Consider the following 24,214-nt stretch of genomic DNA (forward strand, 5'->3'; position numbering starts at 1 on the left):
CCCACGCAGACAAGGAAGACACCATGAGCGAGAAGCTGAAGCTCGTAGACCAGGTCCAGGCCATCAACTGGAACCGTATCCAGGACGACAAGGACGTGGATGTCTGGAACCGCCTGGTGAACAACTTCTGGCTGCCCGAGAAGGTGCCGCTGTCCAACGACGTGCAGTCGTGGGCCACCCTGACGCCGGAGGAGCAGCAGCTCACCATGCGCGTCTTCACCGGCCTCACCCTGCTCGACACCGTGCAGGCGACGGTCGGCGCGGTCAGCCTCATCCCGGATGCCCTGACCCCGCACGAGGAGGCCGTCCTCACGAACATCGCGTTCATGGAGTCGGTGCACGCCAAGAGCTACTCCTCGATCTTCTCCACGCTGGCCTCCACCAAGGAGATCGACGAGGCGTTCCGCTGGTCCACGGAGAACGTGAACCTGCAGCGCAAGGCGCACATCGTCACGGACTACTACCGCGGCGACGATCCCCTGAAGCGCAAGGTGGCCTCGACGCTGCTCGAGTCCTTCCTGTTCTACTCCGGCTTCTACCTGCCGATGTACTGGTCCTCGCGCGCCAAGCTCACGAACACGGCGGACCTCATCCGCCTCATCATCCGTGACGAGGCCGTGCACGGGTACTACATCGGCTACAAGTACCAGCGCGGGCTGGAGAGCGCGACGCCGGAGCGCCGCCAGGAGCTCAAGGACTACACGTTCGAGCTGCTGTTCGAGCTGTACGAGAACGAGGTCCAGTACACGCACGATCTCTACGATTCCGTCGGCCTGGCCGAGGACGTCAAGAAGTTCCTGCACTACAACGCCAATAAGGCGCTCATGAACCTGGGCTACGAGGCGATGTTCCCGTCCTCCGTGACCGACGTGAACCCGGCGATCCTCTCGGCGTTGTCCCCGAACGCCGACGAGAACCATGACTTTTTCTCGGGCTCGGGCTCCTCGTACGTGATCGGCAAGGCCGTGAACACCGAGGACGAGGACTGGGATTTCTGACCGGTTGTAGATGGACAAGCTACTTGGTCCCTTTGGACAACTCATTTGTTCGGGTTGACAAGATAGCTGGCTCATTGACAACCGAGGTGGCCAGTCAATGTAAGGTACGCACGTGGTTGGATGGAGAGCCAAGTTGGACGTATTCTGACTAGGCTTCCCGTCCACGTTCAATCCTCGCCGTGATAGTTCTTAAGCGGATGGAGTCCGACGGCCCTGTCGGCAACTTGAAGCGACGACGATTGGAAAGAAAGTCGCAGGCGAGCCTGGAGGGCCTGAGCGCAGAGGTCCTCGAGCATTTCCGGGCCCGGGCCGTCCCTGAGCCCGGCCCCGTCCTTCGTCAGCCCGTCGAGCTCACGAACGATGCCCGCCGCAAGGTCCGGACCACCCTGGTGTGCTGCTCGATCCCGAGCGCGCAGGTGCTGGAGCTGGCCCGTACAGGCCATGTCATGTTCGCCGAAGTCGCGACCATCGAGCACCTCGACGTCATCGACCTCCCGACGGGGCACTGGCCCATGTGGAGCCGTCCCCGCGAGCTCGCCGAGGCGATCCGGTCGGAGGCTTCCCGAACCGACTGAACTGCACGTACACCCTGAAAGGGCCGCATCCCACCCAGGGCGCGACTCGAGCTGCCGGACACCTGACCCCTTTCTACGCGTCAAGGGTCTCCTCATTCTTATCGTGCGAGTGTTTACCGCCGTTGATAGCGGTACTACCTTGGGAGCATCCGGTGAGCCCGATTCTTTCCGCAGCACTGCGAACGGGTCCTCCCGGTATCTGTCCGAACCGGCTACAGCGCCCACCATCCTGGTGGGTGGTGCAAGGAGAGACCTACCATGGCACAGAACCTGAATCAGCCCGTTACCGATGACAGCATCAAAGTTCGCCAGCTCAGCCATTATCAATTCAGCTGGGTAGCCGGCGACCCAGGCCAGCCCGGATCCTGGACCCTGCAACTGGTCCTCGACCAGGGAGCCTGGGAGGAAGTCCTGACCCTCGACGCCGATGACGCCGATAATCTTCAGGACCTGCTCTCGTCGGCGGAGACCGTGTACTACGACGTCCAACGCCGAACCCTGATGTTCGGGACAACGAAGACCGGCCACCACTAACCAAAGGTGCCTGCGCCAGCCCGAGAAGCGGGCGGAGGAACCACGGGGCCACAAGGGACGGAGCGGACATTGCATACGCTCCCTCCACGGTTTGTATGCATTACTGAAGTTGATTCGGTCTGGTCCTATGTATCGTGTTCGGTTGGCATATCGTCGGCCAGCGTCGACGACGTATCGGGCAGGGCCTGCGCGTTGAAGTCGATGACCTGCCAGCCGCGGTCGGGGTGTTCTTCCAGTACGGCCCAGGCGCAGTTGGCCATGCCGGCGAACATCTCGCGCATATGGGCCGGGGCGTCGAAGAAGGCCATCAACCCACTGCGCAGGGCCGCCCCGTGGCCCACCAGCACACCGGTGCCTCCGTCGCGCAGGGCCAGGGCCGCCTCCACCATCACGGTCTTCATCCGCTGGTTCACTTCCGAGGGTAGTTCGGCACCAGGTACCCGGTAGTTTTCCTCGGTGAAGAACCTTCGATGAACGTCCGGGTGCTGCTGCCGGAACTCGCTGAAGGTGGTACCTTGCCGGATGCCCACGTGGTATTCGCGCAGCCGCTCGTCGAACACAGGTTCCAGACCAGTCAGTCGGGCCAGTTCGGCGGCGGTATGCCGGGCGCGTTCCAGATCGCTGGACCAGATGAATCGGGGCTTGAAGGTAGCCAGCAGCTTTGCGGCCCGCTGTGCCTGGCGGCGCCCGGTTGCATCGAGTGGGATGTCTGCGTGGCCCTGTGCTTTTTCCAGCACGTTCCATTCAGTTTGGCCGTGCCTCCACAACACCAGGCGTGGACGTGTCCCGCCGGCCCGTATCTGGTGCATCAGTTCTCCCCCTGCCGCTGGTTTCCTAAGAGCTTTTGACCCTGGTCCGGGTCCGTGTTTTCCCTGTCGAGGAAGTCTGCGGTCCCGGACCGATACGGCTTTGATCTATTCCCAAGGACCGGGCGGAACCGTAGGCTTCGACCTGATCCTATCGATAGCTGGGCCGGCATCGACCGGCACGCTTGGCGAGAGGGAAGCCGACATGCGTGCAGAGGTTCAGGATTGGTATTCCACCCGAAGCTTCCAAGGGAGTGCGTTCGACCGGCAGGAACTAGCGGCGCGCAAGCAAGGTCAACGGGTCAGCGTGGTGCTTCCGGCGAAGAACGAGGCAGCAACAATCGGGGCGATCATCACCCCGTTGCGCACCGAATTGATGGGGGAGTTGCCGCTGCTGGATGAGATCATCGTGATCGATTCGAATTCCACGGACGATACCTCTGCGGTAGCGGCGGCCGCTGGAGCCACGGTCGCCCATCAGGACCGGATCCTGCCGGACACCGGATGCATCCCCGGCAAGGGCGAAGCGCTGTGGAAGTCCCTGGCGATCGCTTCGGGGGACATCATCGTGTTCATCGATGCAGACCTGGAGGGCTTCAACGCGCAGTTCGCGGTTGGTCTGCTCGGCCCTTTGTTGACCGATCCGCAGGTTCACTTCGTCAAGAGCTGCTACGACCGACCCCTCGATGATGGGGTCAAGGTCATGCCGGCCGGGGGTGGCCGGGTGACCGAGCTCGTGGCGCGTCCCCTGCTGAATCTGTTCTGGCCTGAGCTGGCCGGGGTCGTCCAACCGCTGGCCGGAGAGTACGCAGGCCGTCGCAGCCTGCTCGAATGCATACCCTTCGTCTCAGGTTACGGAGTCGAGATCGGCATGCTGATCGATGTGCTGGAAACGGTGGGTCTGGACGGTATGGCGCAGGTGGATCTTGGAGAACGCCGCCACCGCAACTCGACCGATGGCGAACTAGCCAAGATGGCGATGCAGATTCAGCTCACCGTGCAGTCGCGGCTGCACCGGCGAGGGCTTGCGCCGGCGGCTCCCCGGACCGCCGAGCTGACCCAGTTCCTCCGGGACGGCGACAACTACATCGGTGACACCGCCGTCGTCGGGGTGTCCGAACGACCGCCCATGCTGGACGTCGGACAGCACTGGTCCATGACCGGCGGGCGGGCTTGAGGATGCGGATTCTCGTGAACGCCGGCCCGTGGCTGCCCGTCCCACCCTCCGGCTACGGTGGCATCGAAACGGTCATCGCCACCTTGATTCCCGAACTGCGCCGGTCCGGTGTGCATGTCACCTTGGCCGCCGTCGGGACCAGCACGATCGAAGCCGACAGCTATCTGCACCCGTTGGCCGGGCCGCAGTTCGCCTCGATCGCCCGGCCCTACAACCAGGTGTCAGGTATCGCGCACGCCCAGATGCAGGGAATTGTCCAGGCCATTCACGACGGCGGCAGCTGGGATCTTGTCCATGATCACCTCGAAGTCGTGGGACCTGCGGTCTTTGCCGCCATGGGCACGGCGGCCCCCCCAGTGCTGCAGACCCTGCACTGGGACCTGGCGAAGCATGGCGCGTTCTACGAATCCTTCAACGGTCGTGGTCGTGTCCGGTTCGCCGCTGTCTCGCAGTCCCAGCTGGACCGCGCACCGGAGGCACTGCGTCGCCAGACCATCGGTGTCGTCCCGCTTGCGGCCCCACCGGCACTTGAGGTTCGGGCGGACAAAGCAGACCATGCCCTGGTGCTGGCCCGCATCACCCGGGACAAGGGGCAGGATGCAGCCGTGCGGATCTGTCGGCAGGCGGGCTTGCCGCTGGTACTCGCCGGGCCGGTTGCCGGCATTGATGATCCTGCTGAGCTGGACCGTCGTCTCGCGTCCGGCGACGCCCAGCTGACATCCCACCCCGACGTCATCTACTTCCAGGACGAGGTTCGTCCTCTGCTCGACGGACACAGGTACCGGTGGATCGGGGGTATCGGTGGTGAAGTGAAAGAACGCGTTCTGCGTTCCGCCCGGGTACTCCTGGCACCCAACCGATGGGCCGAGCCCGGGGCGACAGGGGTGGTGGAGGCCCTATCACGGGGCGTTCCCGTCGTCGGCACGCCGATGGGGGTGTTGCCCTCATTGGTGCAGCACGGCCGTACCGGGTTCCTTGCCGCCGGTGAACCGGAGCTGGCAGGGTTCCTGCAGGAACTGGACAGTATCCGCGCCGAGGACTGCATCGAGGCGGCGTCCGTCTGGACGCCGGAGGCGATGGCCGCCGGATACCTGCGTCTGTACGACACGATTCTTGAGGAGGCGTCATGACCGTAAGAGTGGCTCTCGTCGGCGCGGGGTCGGTAGGGCAGCGCCATGTCTCCAACCTGCGGCAGCTTGGCGCGCGGATCACGAGTGTCACCGATGCCCATCCGGCGACGGCCGAGAGGCTGGCCCAAGAACTGGGCGCACAGGCCTTCACGAGCCCCGATACAGCCCTGGACCTGACGGATGCGGACGCCGTCTACGTGTGCGTTCCTCCCTTCGCCCACGGTTCGGGCGAGCGTGCCGCGCTGTCCCGGAACTTGCCCCTGTTCGTGGAGAAGCCGGTCGGCCTGGGCCGGGAAACCGCGGAGGAAATCGCAGCGCTCGTGGAGGCCGCCGGTGTGGTCACCGGTACCGGTTACCACTGGCGCTGTATGGACGTCATGGAGCACGCCCGGGACCTGCTGGCGGAGGCGCCGGCCCTGCTGGCCAGCGGCTATTGGCTGGACAAGCGGCCCCCGGTCCCGTGGTGGGGCCGGTCCGACCGCTCCGGAGGCCAGGTGGTGGAACAGCTGACCCACGTTCTGGACACTGCCCGTTTCCTCCTCGGCGAAGTCGTCGAGGTCTACGCCGCCGGCATCCGGAGTGCGCCGGAAGCCGACCTGCGCGCGGTAGACGGGGCCTTCCTGGGACCGGACGACGTCGACGACGCCACGGCGGCCACGCTGCGCTTCGCCTCGGGAGCGGTGGCCACGCTGGCTGCGACATCCGTGCTGGCCGCCAAGCACCGGGCCGCTCTACATACGGTGAGCCGCGGCCTGTACCTTGAAGTGTCCGAAGCCGGCCTCAGCAGCTTCGACGGCATGTCCCGGACGGACCTGGCATGCGGGGAGGACCCCCGCGTGGCGGTGGACCGGGAATTCATCGAAGCCGTCCGTGGTGAGCGGGAGGCCACCCGTGTTCCCTACGCCGAGGCCCTGCGCACCCACCGGCTCGGCTGCGCCATCGCCGAGTCGGCCCGGACCGGCCTGCCGGTCAGGTTGTCCGGAGAGCGGTCCGCTGTTCAGGGAGCGGTGCCATGAGCGGCCGCCGCAACCTCGTCATCCCGGCAGCCGGTGCCCTGATAATCGTCGAGGAGCAGCTGCCGGAACTCCCTGAGGGTGGATTGCTGCTCGAAACCCTCGTCACCGGGCTGTCCGCGGGCACGGAACTGGCCTTTGTGAAAGGGGACCACCCGGGGCTGCGGTCACGTCTGGATTCCGAACTGGGACTGTTCCTGCCGGATTCGGCCGACACAGCATACCCGGTCCGACGGCTTGGCTACATGGAGGTCGCCCGGGTGGTGGAATCGAGGACCGACGCCTTCTCGGAAGGAGATATCGTCGCCGGCGCCTATGGGCATGCAACCGCGCATGTGTCGGATCCGCTGAACGAACATTTGGTGCCGCTGGGGGAGGACCTTGACCCGCTGCTCGGCGTCTATGCGGCCCACCTCGGCCCGATCTGTGCCAACGGTCTGCTGCACGCGGCAGCGGAGGCCACAGGTGGCCCGGTTCGCAGTCTTGCGGACGGCGTGGAGGGCCGTCAGGTGCTGGTCACCGGTGCCGGCCCCATCGGGCTTCTGACCGCCCTCTTCGCCCAGTCCCTGGGTGCACGTGAAATAGCCGTCGCGGACTCGGACCCGCGCCGCCGGCGGCTCGCGGAAGAGCTGGGCTTCGCCGCCCTTGACTTGGGGGATGATCCCGGGAGGCTGTTGAAGACACGGTGGCGCCACGGCCCGGCCGACCGGGGCGCGGACGTCGTCTTCCAATGCCGCGGACGCGCCCAAGCGCTCCATGCCGCCCTCCGGGCCACCCGCCCCCAGGGCAGCGTCATCGACCTCGCCTTCTACACCGGCGGAGCGGACGAGGTCCGCCTGGGAGAGGAGTTCCATCACAACGGGCTGACCCTGCGGTGTGCACAGATCGGTCGGGTTCCCCGTGGCTTGGCGGGGCAATGGGACCGTGCCAGGCTCTCCGCCGAAACCATCAAACTACTCCGCTCTCACGGCGACGTTATCCGCAAGCACCTGATCACCGATGTCGTACCCTACGACGACGCACCGCTGCTGATTCACGAAGTCTCCCAGCACCAGAGGCATGTTCTAACTGCCGTTTTTGCTGTAGCCCCCGCATACCTGTGAACACGAGAACGGAACCTGATCGAAATGGACGTCGTCGTGGCGAACACCGGCCGCGATGAGATCGGCGGACCTGGCGATCGGTGTCCCGGGTGCCCCTGGACACCTCGCATACTCCGATCAGATTGCCCATGCCACTCCTCCACGCGAATCACCATGCAATGAGAAGCGTCTTGCAACCGACCTCACTCTCACGAACCACCACCCTTACTTGCGAGACGGGGTAGCAGGACGTTCCACGAACAGTGATGACGGGGTATTGGTGGTGTCTCGTCCTGTGGCATGGCGTCTAGACCCTCGGCAGTGGTTACTCGCGAGTACCGGAGGAGACCTTTACCATATAGAGCGTGTGGCTGGGGTCACATTTGGGGGCTTGTCCCGTTGCCGTACCGACTGGTATGCACCGGGACACTCCGAATCAAATGACGAGCCCGAGCGGTCCTTCTGCCCGGGCGACCACAGGAGGCAGCCATGGCCGGAACGTTCGAGCTCTTTCAGGACGAAGGCACTTCCTTCGTGTTCAGGTTGAAGGCTCCCGACGGGGAAGTCGTAGCCGTATCCGCGCAGTTCTCCGACAAGGCGTCCGCCGTCGAGGGGATCCATGCCATCCGTGAGTGCGCCGGAACGGGTTTGATCACGGACCTTTGCCCATCGAATCCTCATGATGCGGTGGTGGAGAAGCCTGGCGCCGCCTGAAATCTGTCCTTCGGGGCCCATCGGCCCCCCTGTGGATGATCCGTCAACCATCGAGGCTCGGACCTTCACTGCTGCCGCCCCTGAGATTGTCGATCTGCGGCTGCGGCTGCGGCTGCGATTGTGGCAGGTGGGTTACGCCGGTCATCGCACGCACCTGAGCATCTGAAGAGTTGCGGTGATCACGAGCAGGGTCAGCAGCGGATACCGGGTCCAGGCGAACCACTGATAGCGAAAAAAGGGATCATGAAAACATCAGGACAATTCCATTTCCGTGAGGTCGAACTTTCCTCGGCCCATATCGAGGACGATGTGGGCGAGGACATTCCTGCCGACCTCCCGGCGTCCCGGCGACACGTGGTGTCATTGGAGTACGAACGGATCACGCTGGCCCAAACGGTTCAATACGCGCTCCGGAACCTTGAAACGGAGTCCTACAATCAGGACGATGCTCGACGGATGCTCTCGGCCGCCGTACTGGACCTGGACAGACTCGACCGATTACTGTCCCGGGCGCGCACCACTCGGGCAGCACTCGAAAACCCTGCGGCGCTCCAAGGGCTCGATCACTGCGAGCTCTCCAACGCCTGAGCCCCGTCGGGTTGGCGGGAGGGGCATGACGCGATGCGCCGTTCCCGGGATATTCCGGGAACGGCGTGCATCCCACCGGCCTCTTCGAGTTTCGTCTCCGTGTCCCGTGCCCGGGCGGAAGGGTTAACGCGGCCTCGGTGTTGAGCAGGACGATCACATCAGGTCCACCAGGCCCGTAGGTCTGGCGAGTTCGGCTGGGGCTCCCGCGAGTGTTATCGCTTCGGGCATCAAACGGCTACTCGCCTGGGCACCGGATTGCTACCTGCCGACCACTCGCTATCACTCCAATGCAAGCCGCGGGACCCGCAAATCGATGGTCCGGCGAAAGTCGAGTAGTGGCTTCATTGTTCGGGGCAATTAGCGGATGCCACAGTGGGCGTGGCAGCAGGGGGAGCGTCTTCGGACGGTGAATTCTCCATTCTTGAGCGTTTGCGTGCGACGCGATAGTCGATACCGGAGTATGGCATGGAAGCGACCGCTGGGGTCACACCGATCGTATCTGTTCGACTATTCGGCAATTTCGAGTTGCGGCGCGACGATATCGTCCTGACGTCGACCGATATGGGTGGGTGCAAGCCACGGCACATCCTGGAGATACTGCTGCTGAACATCGGCGTCGAGATGTCGAACGACCGGCTGATCGACTTCCTCTGGGGCGACCAGACGCCGGACGGTGCACTGCAAACGCTCGAACGCTACGTCTTTCAGCTGCGACGGCTCGTCCAGCCCGGCCGGACCACAACCGGGCCGCTGCGGACCACGAACGGCGGCTATGTCCTTGATCCTGCGCTCATCGATTCCGATCTCGACCTGTTCCACCACCTGGTCCGCGAAGCCGGTTCTGCAACCCCGGCGGTCGCCTATTCGCTCCTGCGCCGCGCACTGGACCTGTCGGCGGCACCGCTGCTCGGCGACGAGACGGTTTCGCAGTGGGCGATCGAGGCACGGCGACAGATCGCCGCGCAGCGTGGTGAGCTGCAGACCCGAGTGGCCGAAATCGCCAGTGCCCTGAATCTTCCGTCAGAGGCCATCGGGTGGGCGCAGGCAGCTCCTGGCGCGGACGAGCTGGACGGGCGGGCCTGGACAACGCTCGTCGGCGCGAACGAACGGGTCGGGCTCTGCGCCGAAGCGTTGACGGCGGACGACCGATGTCGGCGAACCTTCCACCGGGAGTCCGCCCTCAGCCTTGGTTCGGCCCCGCGGGCCCTCCATGTCCGGCTCTTCCGCCACACTGCGGCAGCAGATGGTGACCTGCCCGAGGCGTCCGAGATGCTGATCTGCAGGAGTGGCCGGCTCCGCGGAACCGTTTCTCCCGTACGGACGGCAGCCGCGGGCCTCAAGGTCGACGGCTCCCCAATGGGTCCTCGTCTCCTTCCTCCGCCGCAGCCAGCAAGCAGCCTGATAACGACTTTGAAGATCACCCAGGTCCTGATGCTCCTCGCAGCACTCGTCATCGGCGCGACAGCGCCCGTTCCTAACGGACAGACGTTGCTCTCCTTCACGATGCTCGGCTGCGTCCTCCTCATCGGCCGCTACGGCCACCTCCGCGTCGCTGCTGAGGTCGCCCTGTGACGATGCCGACCGACTATCAGGGCGCGGACAAACCCGAGCTTTGAGCTCGGCGCCCGATCAGAACCCCTGCTGGATGGCCGCCGCCACTGCCCCGACGTCGTCGTTCGCCTTGAACACCCCGTCGATGTCGTCCGCGAACCCCTGGTTCATGATGATCGTGAAGGCGACGGTCCGGCCGCTCTCGGTCTCCATCACGCCCCCGAGCGTCTTGGTACCGAGCCGGAGGCGTCCGTTGAAGGAGTCGCCACCGGCCAGGGTGCCCGTCTTGGCAAAGACCTTTCCCGCGGCGGGACTGTCGGCCTGCACGGTCGAGAGTGAGCCGTCCACGCCCAGGATCGGGAGGGTATCCCGCCAGCGCTCGGCATCCGGACGGTCCGCCATGATCGTCTGGATCTGGACGGCATTCTCGGCCGTGATGTAGTTGCCGTCGAGCCCCGAGCCGTCGATCAGGGAGGCACCGGTGATGTCGAGGCCGGCGTCCTTCCAGATCCGGCCGGCCTCGCTCATGCCGGTGCTGCAGTCGTCCTTGCCGGTCTCCACGGCCAGGAGGCAGACGAAGGTCTGGGCACCGCGGTTGTAGCTGATCTTCATGACATACGTCGCTTCCTCTGCGAGCGGCAGCGACTCGAGCTCCGCAACGGACGGAAGCGCGTCGATGTCGGCCTGCGGTGCGAGAGTCGCGGTCGAGTTCCCAGCGGTCGGGTCGCCGTCCACCGACACGCCGGCCCGCCCGAGTGCCTCGATGAACGCCGTGCGGGCGAAGGTCGCGGGGTCCTCCAGCACGAGCACCTTCAACTGTGGGTCGCTGTCGGCGGCGATCGTGCCGCTGATCACGATCTCACCGCCCCCTGCCGATTCCGGATTCGTCACCTCCGCCTGTTCGCCGGCAGCAACTGTCCGGATGTCGCTCACCACGCGCCACGGTTCGACGGCAGGAGTCAGCTCCACCGTCGCCGGTTCTCCGACCTCTCCCGGCGTGATCTGGAGATCGAGGATGTTCTGGTTGATGATGATCGGGGTGATCGGTTCTCCAGCCAGCTCACCCGCGAAGAGTCGATCGTCGACGACGACCTCCCCGCTGACCGAGTCGATTCCGGAGGCCTTGACCTGCGTAGCGAGCTCGTTCAATCCCGTCAGCGGGTCCTCCGGCGTGAGCGTGGCCCCGGGAAGCGGATTGGCATCGTTGTGATCGAGATTCGTGAAGTCGACGGTGCCGTCGGGCTTCGTCCGCCCGCCCATCGTGAGGTCTCCCTTGCCGACGAGGACGAGGTCACCCTGGAGTGCCGCGTCGACGACCTCGCCGACCCGTTTCACCGGGGTGGTGAGCGTGTGATCCGGCCCCCAGGTCAGCCATGCCGCACCCACACTGTAGGTCTTCACGAACGAGCCCGGCTCGGCCATCTTGGCCCCGTCGAGGTCGATCAGCACCTCACCCGTCTCGATGTCGGTGGCCGTGATCTGCCAGCGACCGTTCGCGTACTCCTGCTGGTTCATGACCTCCAGCGCGGCATCCGGTACCTGCGACACGGGTCTCGTGTCGCCGGCGGGGGCGGGTCCGGCGGTGCACGCCGTCGCCCCTGCAGCGACAAGCATCAGCGCAGCCGCCGCTGCTGTTGTTCTCCGAAGGCGTCGGATCATGGCGTTGCTCCACTCTCGATGACCGCCGCGAGGCGACGGAAGAGCTGGTCGGCGGGATGGGCGCCGGATTCCTCGTTGGACAGGTTCATGAAGACCACGACGGATGCGCCGGTGTCCGGCTGATGGAAGAGGGCAGCGGTGAAGCCGAAGCCCTCACCGTTGTGACCCCACCAGCCCCCGGTCTTCCCGATGCCGAGCGCATAGAGGTCGTAGGGAGGGCCGGCGTCCAGAGGCGCTCCTACGAGGCGTTCCGCCTGGGTCGATGCCTCGAGCAACGCGCCGGTCGCGAGCGTCTCCGCCCAGGCGCGTCCGTCGTCGAGGGTGGAGACCATCGATCCTGCCGGACCGAAGACGGACATGTTGGGTGCCTGCGGCTCGGGCCCGTCGGCGGTGGGCGCATAGCCCACCGGGTGGGCGGTGTCCCACGTCGATGCGTCGACGATGTACTCCGTGCCGGCCTGGTCGAGCGGCTCGAGGATGAGGTCCTTCAGCACGGCATCGAACGGCTGTCCTGTCGCCTGCTCGACGACGGCGCCCAGCAAGTTGGTGTTCGCGTTGGTGTAGACCGTCTCGGTACCGGGTGCGAACCGGGCGGGCTTGCCCAGCATGAATCCGTTGAGGTCCTCGAGGGTGAAAATCCGCTCCGGATCCTCGGAGAACGCGGCGACGAAGTCCTCGTTGGTGTAGTCGGCGTTGCCGCTGGTCATACCGGCGAGCTCGCGCAGGGTGATCCGGTCACCGTCGGTCACACCCTCGACGTACTCGTCGATCGTGTCGTCGAGCGAGATCACGCCCTCGTCGGCGAGCTGCAGGACGAGCGTCACGGTGTAGGACTTGGTGATGCTGCGCAACGGCCACTGCATCCCGGGATCGACGGCTACGCCCTTCTCGAGGTCGGCACTACCGGAGACCGAGGTCCACGTGCCCTGCCCGGGGATCCAGACGCCCACGGCAGCGCCGGGCACCCCGTACTCGACCATCGTCCGTTCGACGGTCTCCTGGAGGTCGGAGCGCAGTCCCCCCGGTAGTTCTCCTTCCGACGCGACCGGGCGTTCCGCAGCTGTGGAGGACGCTGCGGAGGACGCTGTGGAGGACGCTGCGGAGGACCCGGTGGAAGAGGACGTGGACGAAGGATCGGGCGTGGCGGCGGGCGATGCCCCGACGCATCCGGAGAGCAGGATCGCCGCGGTGAGGCTGGTGGCCACACCGGCGCCGAACGCCCGTGCGTGACGACCGGACAGTGCGATGCTTCTCGTCACGAGCAGCTCCCTACCTCGTCAGCACCGCGGAACTGTCCAGAAGCGCGAGAAGGATCGCGACACGGTGTGATCGGTTCACATGCAGTCCCCGCAACCTAGTCCTGTCCCGGCGGGGGCCACCAGTGACCTAAGTCCATGTTTTGTGGCACCTCGCTGCCGCGATCCCGCCCCTACGGCCAGGTCCGCCAGTTCCACCAGTGCGATGGTTCGGGCTCCACCTGGGGCTGCGCCTCCGGCTCGGGTTCCTCACCCAGCGCCTCCGCGGCCTCGACGAGGTCTGCGGTCGTGAGCGTCATGACGTCGTCGCGGTCGAGGGTATCGAGACTCCGGCCGGCGTCGAGCGACAGCCTCAGCGCCTGGCGATTGAGGGCCTGCTCGAACAGGGTGCGGGCGAAGCGGGCATTGCCGGAGTCCTCACCGGCGTGGATGTTGGCGAGGATGCGGCGCAGCATCTCGTCGGCCCCGGGCTCCAGGGTGTACTCGTGCTGGGTCAGCATCTGCTTGAAGATCGTCTCGAGAGCATCGACGGAGTAGTCGGGGAAGGTGATCTCCCGCGCGAACCGGGAGCGCAGGCCGGGGTTGGAGAGCAGGAACGACTCCATCAGCCGCGGGTAGCCGGCCACGATCACCACCATGCGGTGACGGTGGTCCTCCATCCGCTTGAGCAGCACCTCGATGGCCTCGGGGCCGAAGTCCATCCGGCCGTCCTCCGGGGTCAGGGCGTAGGCCTCGTCGATGAACAGGACGCCGTCCAGCGCCCGGCGGATGACCCGGTCCGTCTTCATCGCCGTCGCGCCGACGTACTGCCCCACCAGGGCCGACCGGTCGACCTCCACCAGATGGCCCTTCTGCAGCAACCCGACCGCTCGGTACATCTCGGCCAGGAGGCGCGCGACGGTCGTCTTGCCTGTGCCGGGATTCCCGAGGAACACCAGGTGCTGCGACGTGGCGACCTCCGGCAGGCCGTGCGCCTTCCGGCGGGCCTGGACCTGGAGCAGCGCGACGAGCGCCCGCACCTGTTCCTTGACGCTTTCCAGCCCGACCAGGGCGTCGAGCTCGGCCTGCACCTCGGCGAGCGGCCGGGCAGGTCCGGGCCGTGCACTGAAGAGTTCACCGGCCCGGTCATCGCCGCGCTCCGAACCCGGAAGCTTGATCTGATCGGCCAGGTTGCTGATCGTCTCGCGCAACTCGTCGAGTGGATTGCGGCTGGCTGCCATGGGTGTCTCCTGGGGCTATGTGGACTGCGGGACAGGATCCACGGGGGTCGGACCGTGAGGCTGATCGGCACGGAGTCCTGGAAGTGCCACTCAACTGTAGTCCTGCAGAAAAACCCCTGATTCGGCTGGACGACCTGCCACAGAGACCCGACCTGCGTTATACTAAGCTAGCTGATCAATTGCTTCAGTTGGTCGTGCACCGCTAGTTCGTACCTTGTCCCAACCCGAAGGAGACGCCATGAGCACGAAGGTTGAAAAGAGCATTCTCGTCAACGTCCCGGTGAGCACCGTCTACAACCAGTGGACCCAGTTCGAAGAATTCCCCCACTTCATGGGTGGCGTCAAGTCCGTCACGCAGCTCGACAACCAGCGGCTCAACTGGGTCGTCGAAATCGGTGGGATCCGTCGTCAGTGGGACGCGACCATCCTGGAGCAGGTGCCCGACAAGAAGGTGTCCTGGGCCGCGACCGAAGGTGCCACGAACGCCGGCTCGGTCTCCTTCGACGACGTCGGAGGCGGGCAGACCCAGGTCCACCTCGTCCTCGAGTACGAGGCCGAGGGCCTCGTCGAGAAGATCGGCGACAAGCTCAACGTCGTCGAGAACCAGGCCGAGGGAGACCTCAAGCGCTTCAAGGCATTCATCGAAGACGAGGGCTATGCCACCGGAGCGTGGCGTGGAACGGTCGGGACCGGCGTCCGTACCGGCGAGCCCGGCGTCGAGGATGCTGCCGAGTCCCGCGGCGACAGCGGAAAGGCAGGAGTGTCCGGCAAGGTAGCCGCCGGTATCGGCCTCGCCGCTGCCGCTGCAGCCGTCGGCGTCGCCGCCAGCAAGAAGAAGGACGACGACGACACCGTCGTCGAGGAAGACGTCACGCTCACGCCCGTGACCGACGCTGCCCCCGAGGTGTACACGACCGACGACGCCGTGCTCTCGCGCAGCACCGAGGACGTGCTCCTGCCCGTCGAGGACGTCGATCCGGCATCGAGCGGGACGCAGGCCGGTACCGCGAAGGACCCGCTGGCCGATCCGCTGCTGAACAAGGACCGCCCCACCGGTGGGGCGCTCTGATCACTGAGTGACACTCACCCTGCAGGGGGTGGGACCCAGGTCGCGGCAGCCACCCACTCCACCAGGAGTGGGTGGCTGACGGCTTTTCTGTGGTCGAATGCCAGGAGGACTTCGACCGGTACCGACTCGTCAGGATGAAGGGGAACACCGAGTGCCATTCGTATTGGTCCGTCTGATCCGGGGCCTCGGGAGTTCACGTGTGTGGGTCCTGCCGGCAAGCATCATTCTCGTGGTATTCCTCACCAGTTGGCCCCTCATGGCCTGGGCGGAGCCATCCAGCAACCCCCTCACGTCCGTGGCGAACTACTGGTGGTGGTTCCTGGTCACGGCGGCCACTGTCGGATACGGCGACTTCTTCCCGACCTCGGTCGGCGGTCGCCTCGTCGGGGCGTATGTCATCGTCGGTGGCATCGTCACCCTGACCACCCTGTTCACACGGATCGCATCGGCGATCGAGAATGCAAAGGGGCACCGCATGAAGGGCCATCTCAGCTCGGATATGTCGAATCACCTCGTGATCGTGGGCTACACGCCGGGACGCACGGAACGGCTGATCCGCGAGATCATCGCTGATGACGATCACCCGATCACCCTCTGCGCCTGGGAGGAGACACCCGAGAATCCGATGCCCGAGCAATCCCATCTCGGTTTCGTCCGCGGAGATCTCGCGGAGGAGAGTGTGCTGCGACGTGCCGGGGTGCATCAGGCCGCGCGCCTGCTCATCGACGTCCGCGACGACAACGAGGCACTCGCGGTCACCGTCGCTGTCACGCATGTGAATCCCGAGGCGCACACGGTCGTCGCGTTGCGCGATATGAGCCGGGCACACAACTTCTCCTACATCGCCGCCGACGTCCGCTGTGTCCAGTGGCACTCGCCGCGCCTCGCCATCGAAGAGCTGCAGGATCCGGGCATCGCGATCGTCTACGCCGACCTCATGAGCCACGGGGGCCGAAACACCTACAGCACACGCCTGCCCGAAGCGCTCCAACAGATGAACTTCGGACAGGTGCAGGAAGTCCTGGGACGACACTTCACCACCACCGTGCTCGCAGTCCAGCACGAAGGAGCCGTGATCAACCCCGCCTGGGACACGCGACTACCCGGAGACGCTGTCGTGTACTACGTGGGAGAGCGCAGGCTCACCTCCGAGGAGATTGTCGACGCCGTTTCACAGTCCTCCAGGCAACGCGCCACCGCCGTGGACTGAATTCTGCTGCCGCCGAGGGCAGGGGCCGCCATATACTCTGAGGATGCCGATCACACATCTCGCCCGGGGCCCCTATGTTCAACCGTCCGCCGTCGAGCGGGTCGGGGACGCTCTGTGAGCGGCGGTCTCGTAGCCCTTCTCGACGACGTCGCAGCGATCGCCCGCATCGCGGCCGCCTCCGTGGACGACGTCGCCGCCGGCGCGGCCAAGGCGGGAACGAAGGCCGCGGGCGTGGTCATCGACGACGCCGCCGTCACCCCGCAGTACGTCTCCGGGTCCGAACCGTCCCGTGAGCTGCCGATGATCAAGCGGATCTTCTGGGGCTCGCTCCGGAACAAGCTGCTCATCATCCTGCCGGCGCTGCTGCTCATCAGTACCTTCATCCCCGCGGTGATCCCGTTCATCCTCATGCTGGGCGGCACCTACCTGTGCTACGAAGGTGCCGAGAAGGTCTGGCACAAGCTCCGCGGCCATGCGGCCGAGAAGGCGCCGGCCTCCGCACGCGGGCCGGAGGCGGAGGCGAAGGTCACCAAGGGCGCCATCACCACCGACTTCATCCTGTCCTGCGAGATCATGGTCATCTCGCTGAACGAGGTGTCCAGCGAGTCCATCTGGGCGCGCGCGACGATCCTGGTCGTGGTCGCCATCGCGATCACCGTCCTCGTGTACGGCGCCGTCGCGCTCATCGTGAAGATGGACGACATCGGCCTGCATCTGACCACCAAGGATTCCCCGGGCGCCCAGCGCTTCGGCGAGATGCTCGTCAAGGGGATGCCCGCCGTCCTGGCCGGCATCACCTTCATCGGGACGATCGCCATGCTGTGGGTGGGCGGCCACATCATGCTGCAGGGAGTCTACGATCTCGGGTGGCACCTGCCCTACGACCTCGTCCATGTCCTCGAGTCCCCGTTCGTCGGCATCCCTGTTGCGGGCGGCTTCCTCGCCTGGCTCGTGAACACCCTGTGCTCGGCCATCCTCGGACTCGCGTGGGGGCTCATCGTCATGGCCGTCGTGCACCCGCTGCTCAAGGCGCTGCCGTTCGGCAAGAAGGGCGAGCACGAGGAGGGCACCATCCGCGCCGCCGTCGCCGGGTATCGCCCGGAGAAGAAGAACGCCGACCACACCTCCTAGCCCGGCAGCCTCCGGCCCTCCGAACGCGACCGCGTTCGGAGGGCCGCTGTCGTTAACCGGCTCCAGAACGTCCAAGAAGCCTGCCGTAGATCCTGCGGATCGTGCATGATGAAGCGCAGCTACAGGACGAATGACACGGCGATCCTCGGCGTCGCACCCGGCACGCTGGACGTCAGGCGCGTCCGCGAGTTCCTCCTCTCGGATGCGCCAGACGTCCTGGGGGAGCTCCTCGGCCTGCTGGACACCCTCGTGCCGCTGAACGCGGACACCAGGGAACTGGTGGCACCGCGTATGCGCATCATCAGCGAGAGCCCGCCCTGGTGCAGAAGGAGATGGGGGGCTCTCGGGCGTCCACGCGGAGGTCCTGTACCTCAGAATGCGCCGCGCCGACGGACGAGCCGGCCGAGGACACGCGCCGACAGAGCGCGCTGATCGCGCAGCTCGTGCTCGGGATCCTCAGGTACACGCTCGAGCAGGGGGTGCGAGGCCGCCCCCGGCGCCCTCGCACCAATTGGGCGGCCGCCCTCCACGGAACCTGCACAAAGCGCGTTTGTAAAGGTCGAATCGAGATTGCGGTGGGTTCTTCCGTGGGTGCGGGGGCGGGTGGAGGATGAGCCACGTGGGCGCTCCGCGCAGCAGGCTCAGGATTCGCAGACTGCGGTTATTCGACGCTACGGGGTGCTCGCAGCCAGATCGATGCGGATCCGGATCCGGGTCCGTTCCAATCGCACCGTGAAGGATACGAATCCCATGAACAAGATGCGCTTGCTTGCAGTCTCCGCCCTCGCCCTCAGCGCCGTCGCTATGGCAGGGGCACCCGCAATGGCGGCCGATGGAAGCTACTCGTCGACCCTCGGCCAGGTCAACGGCACCACCGGCACCGGCACAGTCACCCTGGACGTCGTCGGTGACCAGGCCACCATCGACCTGCAGGTGTCAGGTCTCGCCGAGACCTTCCAGGGTGCGCCCTACCCCCACGTGCAGCACATTCACGGCGGCGCCGCCGGCGTCTGCCCCACACCGGCGAACGACACCAACGGTGACGGCATCATCAGCGTCACCGAGAGCGCGCCCGGCTACGGTGGCATCCTGGCGACAGTGACGACGTCAGGGCCCACGACTCCTGCCGAAGCCCTGAACCTGCAACTTGCCGGACAGGGCGGTACCTACACCGTCCAGCGCACCTTCACGATCGACGCCGCGACCATGGCGGCACTCGAGAACGGCACGGCGGTCTTCAACGTCCACGGCCTGGACCCGGCCACGACGCCGTCGACCCCGGAGGCGTTCAGCGCTCCCAGCGATCTGGACCCGGCCCTCCCGGCCGGCGCGACCGCGCCCGCGCTGTGCGGGACACTCGTACCGGCCCAGATGGGCTCCATGCCCTCGGGCGGGGCCGACACGGGTGCCGCCGTGGAGTCCACGTCCACCTCCGCCGGGCTGATCGCCCTCGGTGGCGGCGTCCTCCTCGCCGGCGCTGTCGGCGGGACCTACGCGGTGCGCCGCAGCATGGCGAAGGCCTGATCGTCCGCGCCTGAACCGGTGACCGTCGCGGCCTCCTACGGGAGGTCGCGACGGTCACCGGACGGGGGACGCCCGCTGGAGAACCGCGGCCTTGCGCCTCCGGAGCCCTGCGTGCCTATAGTGGTGCCGTGCTCTCCTAGATCCTCGCTCCCTCCTGCGCCCGTGGCTGATGCCCGGCAGGACACCGGCCGACCCCGAGGATCTCCATGACCACTTCCTCCCCGTCTCCGCAGACGACGGCCCATCTCCGCGTGGACGGCGTCTCCAAGAGCTTCGCGGCGCGCCGCGTCCTGACCGATGTGTCCTTCACCGTCGCCGGGGGCCGCACCGGCCTCATCGGCGAGAACGGGTCCGGCAAGACGACCCTGCTGCGCATCATCGCCGGCCTCCTCTCGCCCGACGGCGGTACCGTGACCGCGGTACTCCCCGGGGAAGTGCGGCCACGCATCGGCCTGCTGCACCAGGAACCGCCGTTCCCCGCCTCCGCCACGGTCGCGGAGGCGCTCGGGTCCGCCGTCGCCCCCGTGCGCGCTGCGGCGCACGCCGTCTCGACCGCAGGCCTTGCCCTGGCCGGCGCGCCCGAGGATCGGGCGGCCGCCACCGCGTACGCAGCGGCCCTCGAGGCGGCGGAACGCGTCGGCGCGTGGGACATCGACGCGCGGATCGCCGCCGTCGTCGCCGGCCTCGGGCTGTCCGCGCTGGCGCCGCAGCGGCCGACGGGTGAGCTCTCGGGCGGGGAGCGATCCCGCCTGTCCTTGGCCTGGCTGCTCCTCAGTACGCCCGATGTGCTGCTTCTGGACGAGCCGACCAACCATCTCGACGATGACACCGCGTCCTATCTGACGACCCTCCTCGAGGACTGGCGGGGTCCGGTGCTCATCGCGAGCCACGATCGGGCGTTCCTGGACGACGTGGTGACGACCCTCATCGACCTCGACCCCGCCCCACTGCCGCAGGCGGTCGCCGGCCCCCTCGTGGCCGACGGCGACGGCACCGGTATCGGCGTCGTCCGGTTCACCGGCACCTACACCGACTACGTGCACGCCCGGCTCGACGCCCGGGAGCGGTGGGAACGTCGCTACCGGGACGAGCAGGCGGAACTGAAACGGCTCCGTGCCACCGTGTCGGACAGCCACCTGGTGGGCCATGAGGACTGGAAGCCGCGCTCCGAAGGACGCGCCAGCGTCAAGTTCTATTCCGACCGCAATGCGAAGGCGGTGTCCCGCAGGGTCGACGACGCCACGTCCCGGCTCGTGTCCCTCGAGGGTCGGCAGATTCGCAGGCCGCCCGAGGAGTTGCGGTTCCAGGGGCTCACCGCAGCCGGTGCACCCGCGACACCGGAAGGAGCGCCACCTGTCCTCACCACGACGGAGGCCGCCGTGCACGGTCGCCTCGCCGCCACGTCCCTGGTACTCGGCGCGGGGGAGAAGTGGCTCGTCACGGGACCCAACGGGTCCGGGAAGTCCACCCTCCTCCGCCTCCTGGCCCGCGACCTCCCCCCGACCTCCGGGACGGTGAGTACGGTGCCGGCGCTGCGCATCGGCCTGCTCGCCCAGGACGTCGACCTCCCCGACCCCCACGACCGCGGACCCGGGCGCACTGCGCTGCAGGCCTACGACGACGCCGTCGGACCGGTCGGCGAGCAGATCCCGCTGCGGACCTTCGGGCTCGTGCACCCGCGGGACGAGGACCGGCCTGTCGCCGTGCTGAGCGTCGGCCAGCAGCGCCGGCTGGCCCTCGCGATCCTCCTGGCCGGCCCTCCCGACGTCCTGCTCCTCGACGAGCCCACCAACCACTTCTCCCTGCTGCTGGCCACCAAGTTCGAGGCCCTGATCCCCGGCTATCCGGGCACGGTCGTCGTCGCCTCGCACGACCGGTGGCTCCGGCGCACCTGGCGGGGCAGGCGCCTTCAGCTCACCGCCCCCGAAGCAGTGCGCTGACCACGACCCCCGTCAGTGGCTCACCGGGAACGGGACGCGGTCGAGGTCCGACGCCGCGATCACCGTCGCCGTGCCGGCCGTGGCCCGCGCCTGAGCGGCCAGCAGCCCGACGTCGTCGTACCGGGAGGAGAAGTGCGTCAGCACCAGCGTGGCCGCGCCGCCGGAACCGGCGAGGGAACCCGCCTGCCCTGCGGTGAGATGCAGGTACCGCGCGGCGAGCGGGGCGTCGTCGTCGCTGAAGGTGCTCTCGGTGACCAGGAGATCGGCGCCGTCGGCGAGCGCGGACGCGCCGTCGCACAGCGCGGTGTCCATGACGAAGGCGAAGCGGCGCCCGGGCCGGTGCACGCTGACGTCGTCCAGCCTCACGGCGCCGAGGCGTCCCTCGCGCTGCAGGCGCCCGACGTCGGGCCCGGCGATGCCGGCGGCCGCGAGCCGGTCCGGCAGGAACGTCCGCCCGTCCGGCTCGGTGGCGCGGTAGCCGTACGCCTCGACGCGGTGATGCAGCGTCTCGACCGCCAGCCCGGGGGCGATCTCCCCGGCCGCACCGTGGGGGTGCAGGCGCAGGTCGATGCCCGGCGTGGCGAGGAGGACCAGGGCGCGCACCACGTCCTCACCGGACGCCGGGTAGTGGAGGTGCACCGGGTGGTCGACGCCGTCCAGCACCATGCGCGAGAGGACACCTGGCAGCCCGAAGCAGTGGTCCCCGTGGACATGGGTGATGCAGATGCGGTCGATCCTCGACGCCGCCAGGCCGGCATGGATCAGTTGCCGCTGCGTGCCCTCACCGGGATCGAAGAGGATCCCCTCCTGCTCCCACTGCAGGAAGTAGCCGTTGTGGTTGCGGGTCCGGGTGGGCGCCTGGGAGGACGTACCGAGGACGACGAGCTCTCGCATGCCCTCAGTCTCGCACCGGGACGGTGGACGGGGGCAGGAGCGTCAGAGCCGCGCGATCCCCAGGCCTGCGATGAACACCCCGGCGACCAGGAGCGTGATGCCCGTGATCGTCTGGCTGTGGTGCTGCAGCCACAGGTCCAGGCGGGTCAGTAACGCGTCCGCACGCTCGGGCCGTCGCATCCGCAGGACGATCGGGACGACGATCTCCGACTGGGCGATCAGGACGTACGCGAGGACGACCAACGTGCCGGCGAGCGGCCCGAGGCCCTGGAGGCCGATGAGTGTGCCTGCGGTCAGGGACAGGAGTATCGCCTTGGGGCGCAGATTCAGGGCCAACCCCAGGACGAGGAACTCCCAGGAACGGGCCGAACCGACCCGGGTCCGCATCCTGCCCCGGGCCGCGCTGTCGGTTCCGCGGGTGTGTGAGAGGAGATAGATGCCGTAGCCGATCAAGGCGGCCGCCACGACCAGGCCGACCAGTGCCACCTTCACATTCTGGTCAGGGCCTTCCCGGACCGGCAGGAATCGCAGGCCGACCGCAGCACCGCCTACCAGCAGGAGGGCTCCGGCGAAGCTCCCGATGAGGAAGGACCACGCACCGCGAAGGGCGTTGGACGAGAGGAGGATGATGATGGTGACACTGGCTGGCACTGTGCTCATCGTCCCCGCGAAGGCGACGGGCAGCAGGCTGATCAGGAGGCTCAGCATCCGGGGCTCACGGGGCATCCGGGCCGGAGCCGGGGGATGTCATGCCTGCTCCTCGCGTGGGGCGGAGGGCCTCGTCCTCCGCTGGGCCCGCTGGGCCCGCCGGGTGCGCGTCTCGCTGTCTTCGTTCTCGAGGATCTCCTTCAGATCGGATCTGTCTCCGGTCAGAGCCCTTCGCCATGCCATCGACGGGTCCGCGTCGATGAGGACCGCCCGGACCAGCAGGGTCAGCGGTACGGCCAGAATGGCACCCATCGGGCCCAGGATCACGGCCCAGAAGAGGACGGAGACGAAGGTCAGGGTCTCGCTGAGGGACACCACATCACCGATGTACTTGGGCTGGATGATGGACTGGATGGCCCCGTTGATGACGCCGTAGACGATGATGACGCCGATGACGGTCGGCCAGCCCCCACTGAGGAATCCGAAGAACAGTGGAGGGATGATGGCGATGAAGTAGCCGACGTTGGGGATGAAGCTGCAGATGAAGGAGAGCAGGCCCCACAGGACGGCGCCCGGGACCTGGAGGAGGACGAGCGCCAGCCAGTTGAATGCACCCTGGGCAACACCGAGCACCGTCGTCGCGACCATGTATCGGCGCGCGCCGGCCGCGAATCCCACGAGCGCGGAGACCAGCGCCGGGCGGTGGGGGGTCAGGTAGGTGAGGAGCGCCGGCACCCGGGACCCGTCGAACGCCATGAGGATCAGCAGGGTCAGGAGCACCACGAGACCGCTCACCACGCTCGTGATGCCGCCCAGCAGGCCGCTGACGAACCCGATGATGCGCTCCGGCGTGAACCCCTCCTCGCCTGCGTCCGCCTGGTCCGCACCGAATCCCGCCGACGCCAGCAGCTCGGAGACGGCGACTCCCACCTGCTCGAGTTGCGCCGCGTACCGGGGCAGGAGGGCGGAGAACTGTACGAGGGCCAGGACCAGGACCACCGCGAAGGCGAGGACGAGGGCAAGGACGGCAGCGATCGACGCGGCAGTGGCGATTCCCCGCGGGTATCCCCGCCGACGCATCCTGCTACGGAGCGGGTGGACGCACAGCGTGAGGACGAACGCCAGGAACGCCGGGACGAAGACATCCCTCATGGCGGCGATCCCGAACGCGGCCGCGGTCGCTCCACCGAGGGCGAGCAGGACGGTGGTGCTGCGCGGGAGGCCTGATCGTGGATCGGCAGCGGACGGGTCCGGCACCATGGGATCTCTTTCTCCTGAAGGGATGCGGTGGGTCTGGCCTTCATTGTGGGCGCGGGAGAAGGCGGGGGGTCTCACCTCCCATGGATGAGACAGGGAATCGGCCATTGACATGGCGCCCGGATCGGCGGGGCTGTGCCTCCGGCGGGCTCGGCTCTGGACCGACCGGCGGACCCGGGAAAGAATGGGGATCGTGTCCGCACACGCGCCGGCAGGACGTCGGCGGGCTCACCGACCG

The 24,214-nt window shown here is 66.9% G+C and carries 21 protein-coding genes and 1 pseudogene; 15 read left to right on the forward strand and 7 right to left on the reverse strand.

All coding sequences use genetic code 11. The features are described 5' to 3' along the window. The first annotated feature begins 23 nt into the window (after positions 1-23). The 3 genes and pseudogenes from nrdF (at position 24) to CXQ92_RS00985 (ending at position 2,107) form a co-directional block, all read left to right on the forward strand. Positions 24-998, forward strand: coding sequence for a class 1b ribonucleoside-diphosphate reductase subunit beta (gene nrdF / locus CXQ92_RS00975; protein WP_104164480.1), 975 nt, complete (start codon positions 24-26; stop codon positions 996-998). 254 nt (positions 999-1,252) lie between these two features. Continuing rightward, a pseudogene (locus CXQ92_RS00980) lies at positions 1,253-1,573 on the forward strand (alpha/beta hydrolase); the annotation flags it as partial. A gap of 258 nt (positions 1,574-1,831) precedes the next feature. Further along, on the forward strand, positions 1,832-2,107 hold the full coding sequence (locus CXQ92_RS00985) for a hypothetical protein (protein WP_104164482.1): 276 nt from the start codon (positions 1,832-1,834) through the stop codon (positions 2,105-2,107). A gap of 125 nt (positions 2,108-2,232) precedes the next feature. Here CXQ92_RS00985 and CXQ92_RS00990 read toward each other — a convergent pair whose 3' ends face one another. Continuing rightward, positions 2,233-2,916 carry a histidine phosphatase family protein gene (locus CXQ92_RS00990; protein ID WP_104164484.1) on the reverse strand — a complete coding sequence of 228 codons (684 nt, stop codon included), beginning with the start codon at positions 2,914-2,916 and terminating at the stop codon, positions 2,233-2,235. 202 nt (positions 2,917-3,118) lie between these two features. Here CXQ92_RS00990 and CXQ92_RS00995 point away from each other — a divergent pair, with 202 nt between their 5' ends. The 7 genes from CXQ92_RS00995 (at position 3,119) to CXQ92_RS01025 (ending at position 10,189) form a co-directional block, all read left to right on the forward strand. Next, the gene (locus tag CXQ92_RS00995) at positions 3,119-4,090 is read left to right on the forward strand and encodes a glucosyl-3-phosphoglycerate synthase (RefSeq protein WP_104164486.1); all 972 of its coding nucleotides are present in this window, start codon (positions 3,119-3,121) and stop codon (positions 4,088-4,090) included. 14 nt (positions 4,091-4,104) lie between these two features. Next, positions 4,105-5,220, forward strand: a complete 1,116-nt coding sequence (locus CXQ92_RS01000; RefSeq protein WP_258069635.1) for a glycosyltransferase — start codon at positions 4,105-4,107, stop codon at positions 5,218-5,220. Continuing rightward, positions 5,217-6,236, forward strand: a complete 1,020-nt coding sequence (locus CXQ92_RS01005) for a Gfo/Idh/MocA family protein (RefSeq protein ID WP_104164490.1) — start codon at positions 5,217-5,219, stop codon at positions 6,234-6,236. Before CXQ92_RS01000 ends, CXQ92_RS01005 begins: the two co-directional genes overlap by 4 nt. Next, positions 6,233-7,336: a zinc-binding dehydrogenase gene (locus tag CXQ92_RS01010; protein ID WP_104164492.1), complete on the forward strand. Its 1,104-nt coding sequence runs from the start codon at positions 6,233-6,235 to the stop codon at positions 7,334-7,336. Before CXQ92_RS01005 ends, CXQ92_RS01010 begins: the two co-directional genes overlap by 4 nt. A gap of 468 nt (positions 7,337-7,804) precedes the next feature. Then, positions 7,805-8,029: a DUF1508 domain-containing protein gene (locus CXQ92_RS01015; RefSeq protein WP_104164494.1), complete on the forward strand. Its 225-nt coding sequence runs from the start codon at positions 7,805-7,807 to the stop codon at positions 8,027-8,029. 243 nt (positions 8,030-8,272) lie between these two features. Then, on the forward strand, positions 8,273-8,617 hold the full coding sequence (locus CXQ92_RS01020) for a hypothetical protein (protein ID WP_146067341.1): 345 nt from the start codon (positions 8,273-8,275) through the stop codon (positions 8,615-8,617). A 465-nt stretch (positions 8,618-9,082) separates the two neighbouring features. Continuing rightward, positions 9,083-10,189: a BTAD domain-containing putative transcriptional regulator gene (locus CXQ92_RS01025; protein ID WP_104164498.1), complete on the forward strand. Its 1,107-nt coding sequence runs from the start codon at positions 9,083-9,085 to the stop codon at positions 10,187-10,189. Between the two features lie 57 nt (positions 10,190-10,246). Here CXQ92_RS01025 and dacB read toward each other — a convergent pair whose 3' ends face one another. The 3 genes from dacB to CXQ92_RS01045 all read right to left on the reverse strand — a co-directional run bounded on the left by dacB (position 10,247) and on the right by CXQ92_RS01045 (position 14,303). Beyond that, a complete protein-coding gene (gene dacB, locus CXQ92_RS01030; RefSeq protein ID WP_104164500.1) occupies positions 10,247-11,827 on the reverse strand; it encodes a D-alanyl-D-alanine carboxypeptidase/D-alanyl-D-alanine-endopeptidase in 1,581 nt (526 codons plus the stop codon). Continuing rightward, on the reverse strand, positions 11,824-13,086 hold the full coding sequence (locus tag CXQ92_RS01035; protein ID WP_146067342.1) for a serine hydrolase: 1,263 nt from the start codon (positions 13,084-13,086) through the stop codon (positions 11,824-11,826). Before CXQ92_RS01035 ends, dacB begins: the two co-directional genes overlap by 4 nt. Positions 13,087-13,256: 170 nt before the next feature. Continuing rightward, complete coding sequence (locus CXQ92_RS01045; protein WP_104164504.1) at positions 13,257-14,303, reverse strand: AAA family ATPase; 1,047 nt, start codon at positions 14,301-14,303, stop codon at positions 13,257-13,259. A gap of 238 nt (positions 14,304-14,541) precedes the next feature. Between CXQ92_RS01045 and CXQ92_RS01050 the strand changes: the two genes are divergently transcribed. The 5 genes from CXQ92_RS01050 (at position 14,542) to CXQ92_RS01070 (ending at position 21,177) form a co-directional block, all read left to right on the forward strand. After that, positions 14,542-15,372 carry an SRPBCC family protein gene (locus tag CXQ92_RS01050; protein WP_104164506.1) on the forward strand — a complete coding sequence of 277 codons (831 nt, stop codon included), beginning with the start codon at positions 14,542-14,544 and terminating at the stop codon, positions 15,370-15,372. A 97-nt stretch (positions 15,373-15,469) separates the two neighbouring features. Further along, positions 15,470-16,582, forward strand: a complete 1,113-nt coding sequence (locus CXQ92_RS01055) for an ion channel (RefSeq protein WP_104164508.1) — start codon at positions 15,470-15,472, stop codon at positions 16,580-16,582. A 114-nt stretch (positions 16,583-16,696) separates the two neighbouring features. Continuing rightward, positions 16,697-17,713, forward strand: a complete 1,017-nt coding sequence (locus CXQ92_RS01060) for a DUF808 domain-containing protein (RefSeq protein ID WP_104164510.1) — start codon at positions 16,697-16,699, stop codon at positions 17,711-17,713. Positions 17,714-18,463: 750 nt separating this feature from the next. Continuing rightward, complete coding sequence (locus CXQ92_RS01065; RefSeq protein ID WP_104166586.1) at positions 18,464-19,237, forward strand: CHRD domain-containing protein; 774 nt, start codon at positions 18,464-18,466, stop codon at positions 19,235-19,237. A gap of 206 nt (positions 19,238-19,443) precedes the next feature. Then, a complete protein-coding gene (locus CXQ92_RS01070) occupies positions 19,444-21,177 on the forward strand; it encodes an ABC-F family ATP-binding cassette domain-containing protein (protein ID WP_104164512.1) in 1,734 nt (577 codons plus the stop codon). A gap of 12 nt (positions 21,178-21,189) precedes the next feature. Here the strand turns inward: CXQ92_RS01070 and CXQ92_RS01075 are convergent, their stop codons facing one another. Genes CXQ92_RS01075 through CXQ92_RS01085 form a run of 3 tightly spaced genes read right to left on the reverse strand, consistent with a single transcriptional unit; the run spans position 21,190 to position 23,979 of the window. Then, positions 21,190-22,071, reverse strand: coding sequence for a ribonuclease Z (locus CXQ92_RS01075; protein ID WP_104164514.1), 882 nt, complete (start codon positions 22,069-22,071; stop codon positions 21,190-21,192). A gap of 42 nt (positions 22,072-22,113) precedes the next feature. Further along, a complete protein-coding gene (locus CXQ92_RS01080; protein ID WP_181033513.1) occupies positions 22,114-22,779 on the reverse strand; it encodes a GAP family protein in 666 nt (221 codons plus the stop codon). A 39-nt stretch (positions 22,780-22,818) separates the two neighbouring features. Further along, on the reverse strand, positions 22,819-23,979 hold the full coding sequence (locus CXQ92_RS01085) for an AI-2E family transporter (RefSeq protein WP_104164518.1): 1,161 nt from the start codon (positions 23,977-23,979) through the stop codon (positions 22,819-22,821). Between the last annotated feature and the right edge of the window lie 235 nt (positions 23,980-24,214).

The organism is Arthrobacter sp. SX1312 (assembly GCF_002929295.1).
Taxonomy (GTDB): domain Bacteria; phylum Actinomycetota; class Actinomycetes; order Actinomycetales; family Micrococcaceae; genus Arthrobacter_D.

What these genes read in the sequence shown, in the direction of transcription:
- CXQ92_RS00990 (WP_104164484.1), bottom strand. Translation starts at nt 2,916, where the DNA reads ATGCACCAGATACGGGCCGGCGGGACACGTCCACGCCTGGTGTTGTGG.
- dacB (WP_104164500.1), bottom strand. Translation starts at nt 11,827, where the DNA reads ATGATCCGACGCCTTCGGAGAACAACAGCAGCGGCGGCTGCGCTGATG.
- CXQ92_RS01015 (WP_104164494.1), top strand. Translation starts at nt 7,805, where the DNA reads ATGGCCGGAACGTTCGAGCTCTTTCAGGACGAAGGCACTTCCTTCGTG.
- CXQ92_RS01020 (WP_146067341.1), top strand. Translation starts at nt 8,273, where the DNA reads ATGAAAACATCAGGACAATTCCATTTCCGTGAGGTCGAACTTTCCTCG.
- CXQ92_RS01005 (WP_104164490.1), top strand. Translation starts at nt 5,217, where the DNA reads ATGACCGTAAGAGTGGCTCTCGTCGGCGCGGGGTCGGTAGGGCAGCGC.
- CXQ92_RS01070 (WP_104164512.1), top strand. Translation starts at nt 19,444, where the DNA reads ATGACCACTTCCTCCCCGTCTCCGCAGACGACGGCCCATCTCCGCGTG.
- CXQ92_RS01055 (WP_104164508.1), top strand. Translation starts at nt 15,470, where the DNA reads ATGCCAGGAGGACTTCGACCGGTACCGACTCGTCAGGATGAAGGGGAA.
- CXQ92_RS01065 (WP_104166586.1), top strand. Translation starts at nt 18,464, where the DNA reads ATGAACAAGATGCGCTTGCTTGCAGTCTCCGCCCTCGCCCTCAGCGCC.
- CXQ92_RS01045 (WP_104164504.1), bottom strand. Translation starts at nt 14,303, where the DNA reads ATGGCAGCCAGCCGCAATCCACTCGACGAGTTGCGCGAGACGATCAGC.
- CXQ92_RS00985 (WP_104164482.1), top strand. Translation starts at nt 1,832, where the DNA reads ATGGCACAGAACCTGAATCAGCCCGTTACCGATGACAGCATCAAAGTT.
- CXQ92_RS01080 (WP_181033513.1), bottom strand. Translation starts at nt 22,779, where the DNA reads ATGCTGAGCCTCCTGATCAGCCTGCTGCCCGTCGCCTTCGCGGGGACG.
- nrdF (WP_104164480.1), top strand. Translation starts at nt 24, where the DNA reads ATGAGCGAGAAGCTGAAGCTCGTAGACCAGGTCCAGGCCATCAACTGG.
- CXQ92_RS01075 (WP_104164514.1), bottom strand. Translation starts at nt 22,071, where the DNA reads ATGCGAGAGCTCGTCGTCCTCGGTACGTCCTCCCAGGCGCCCACCCGG.
- CXQ92_RS01085 (WP_104164518.1), bottom strand. Translation starts at nt 23,979, where the DNA reads ATGGTGCCGGACCCGTCCGCTGCCGATCCACGATCAGGCCTCCCGCGC.
- CXQ92_RS00995 (WP_104164486.1), top strand. Translation starts at nt 3,119, where the DNA reads ATGCGTGCAGAGGTTCAGGATTGGTATTCCACCCGAAGCTTCCAAGGG.
- CXQ92_RS01025 (WP_104164498.1), top strand. Translation starts at nt 9,083, where the DNA reads ATGGAAGCGACCGCTGGGGTCACACCGATCGTATCTGTTCGACTATTC.
- CXQ92_RS01050 (WP_104164506.1), top strand. Translation starts at nt 14,542, where the DNA reads ATGAGCACGAAGGTTGAAAAGAGCATTCTCGTCAACGTCCCGGTGAGC.
- CXQ92_RS01010 (WP_104164492.1), top strand. Translation starts at nt 6,233, where the DNA reads ATGAGCGGCCGCCGCAACCTCGTCATCCCGGCAGCCGGTGCCCTGATA.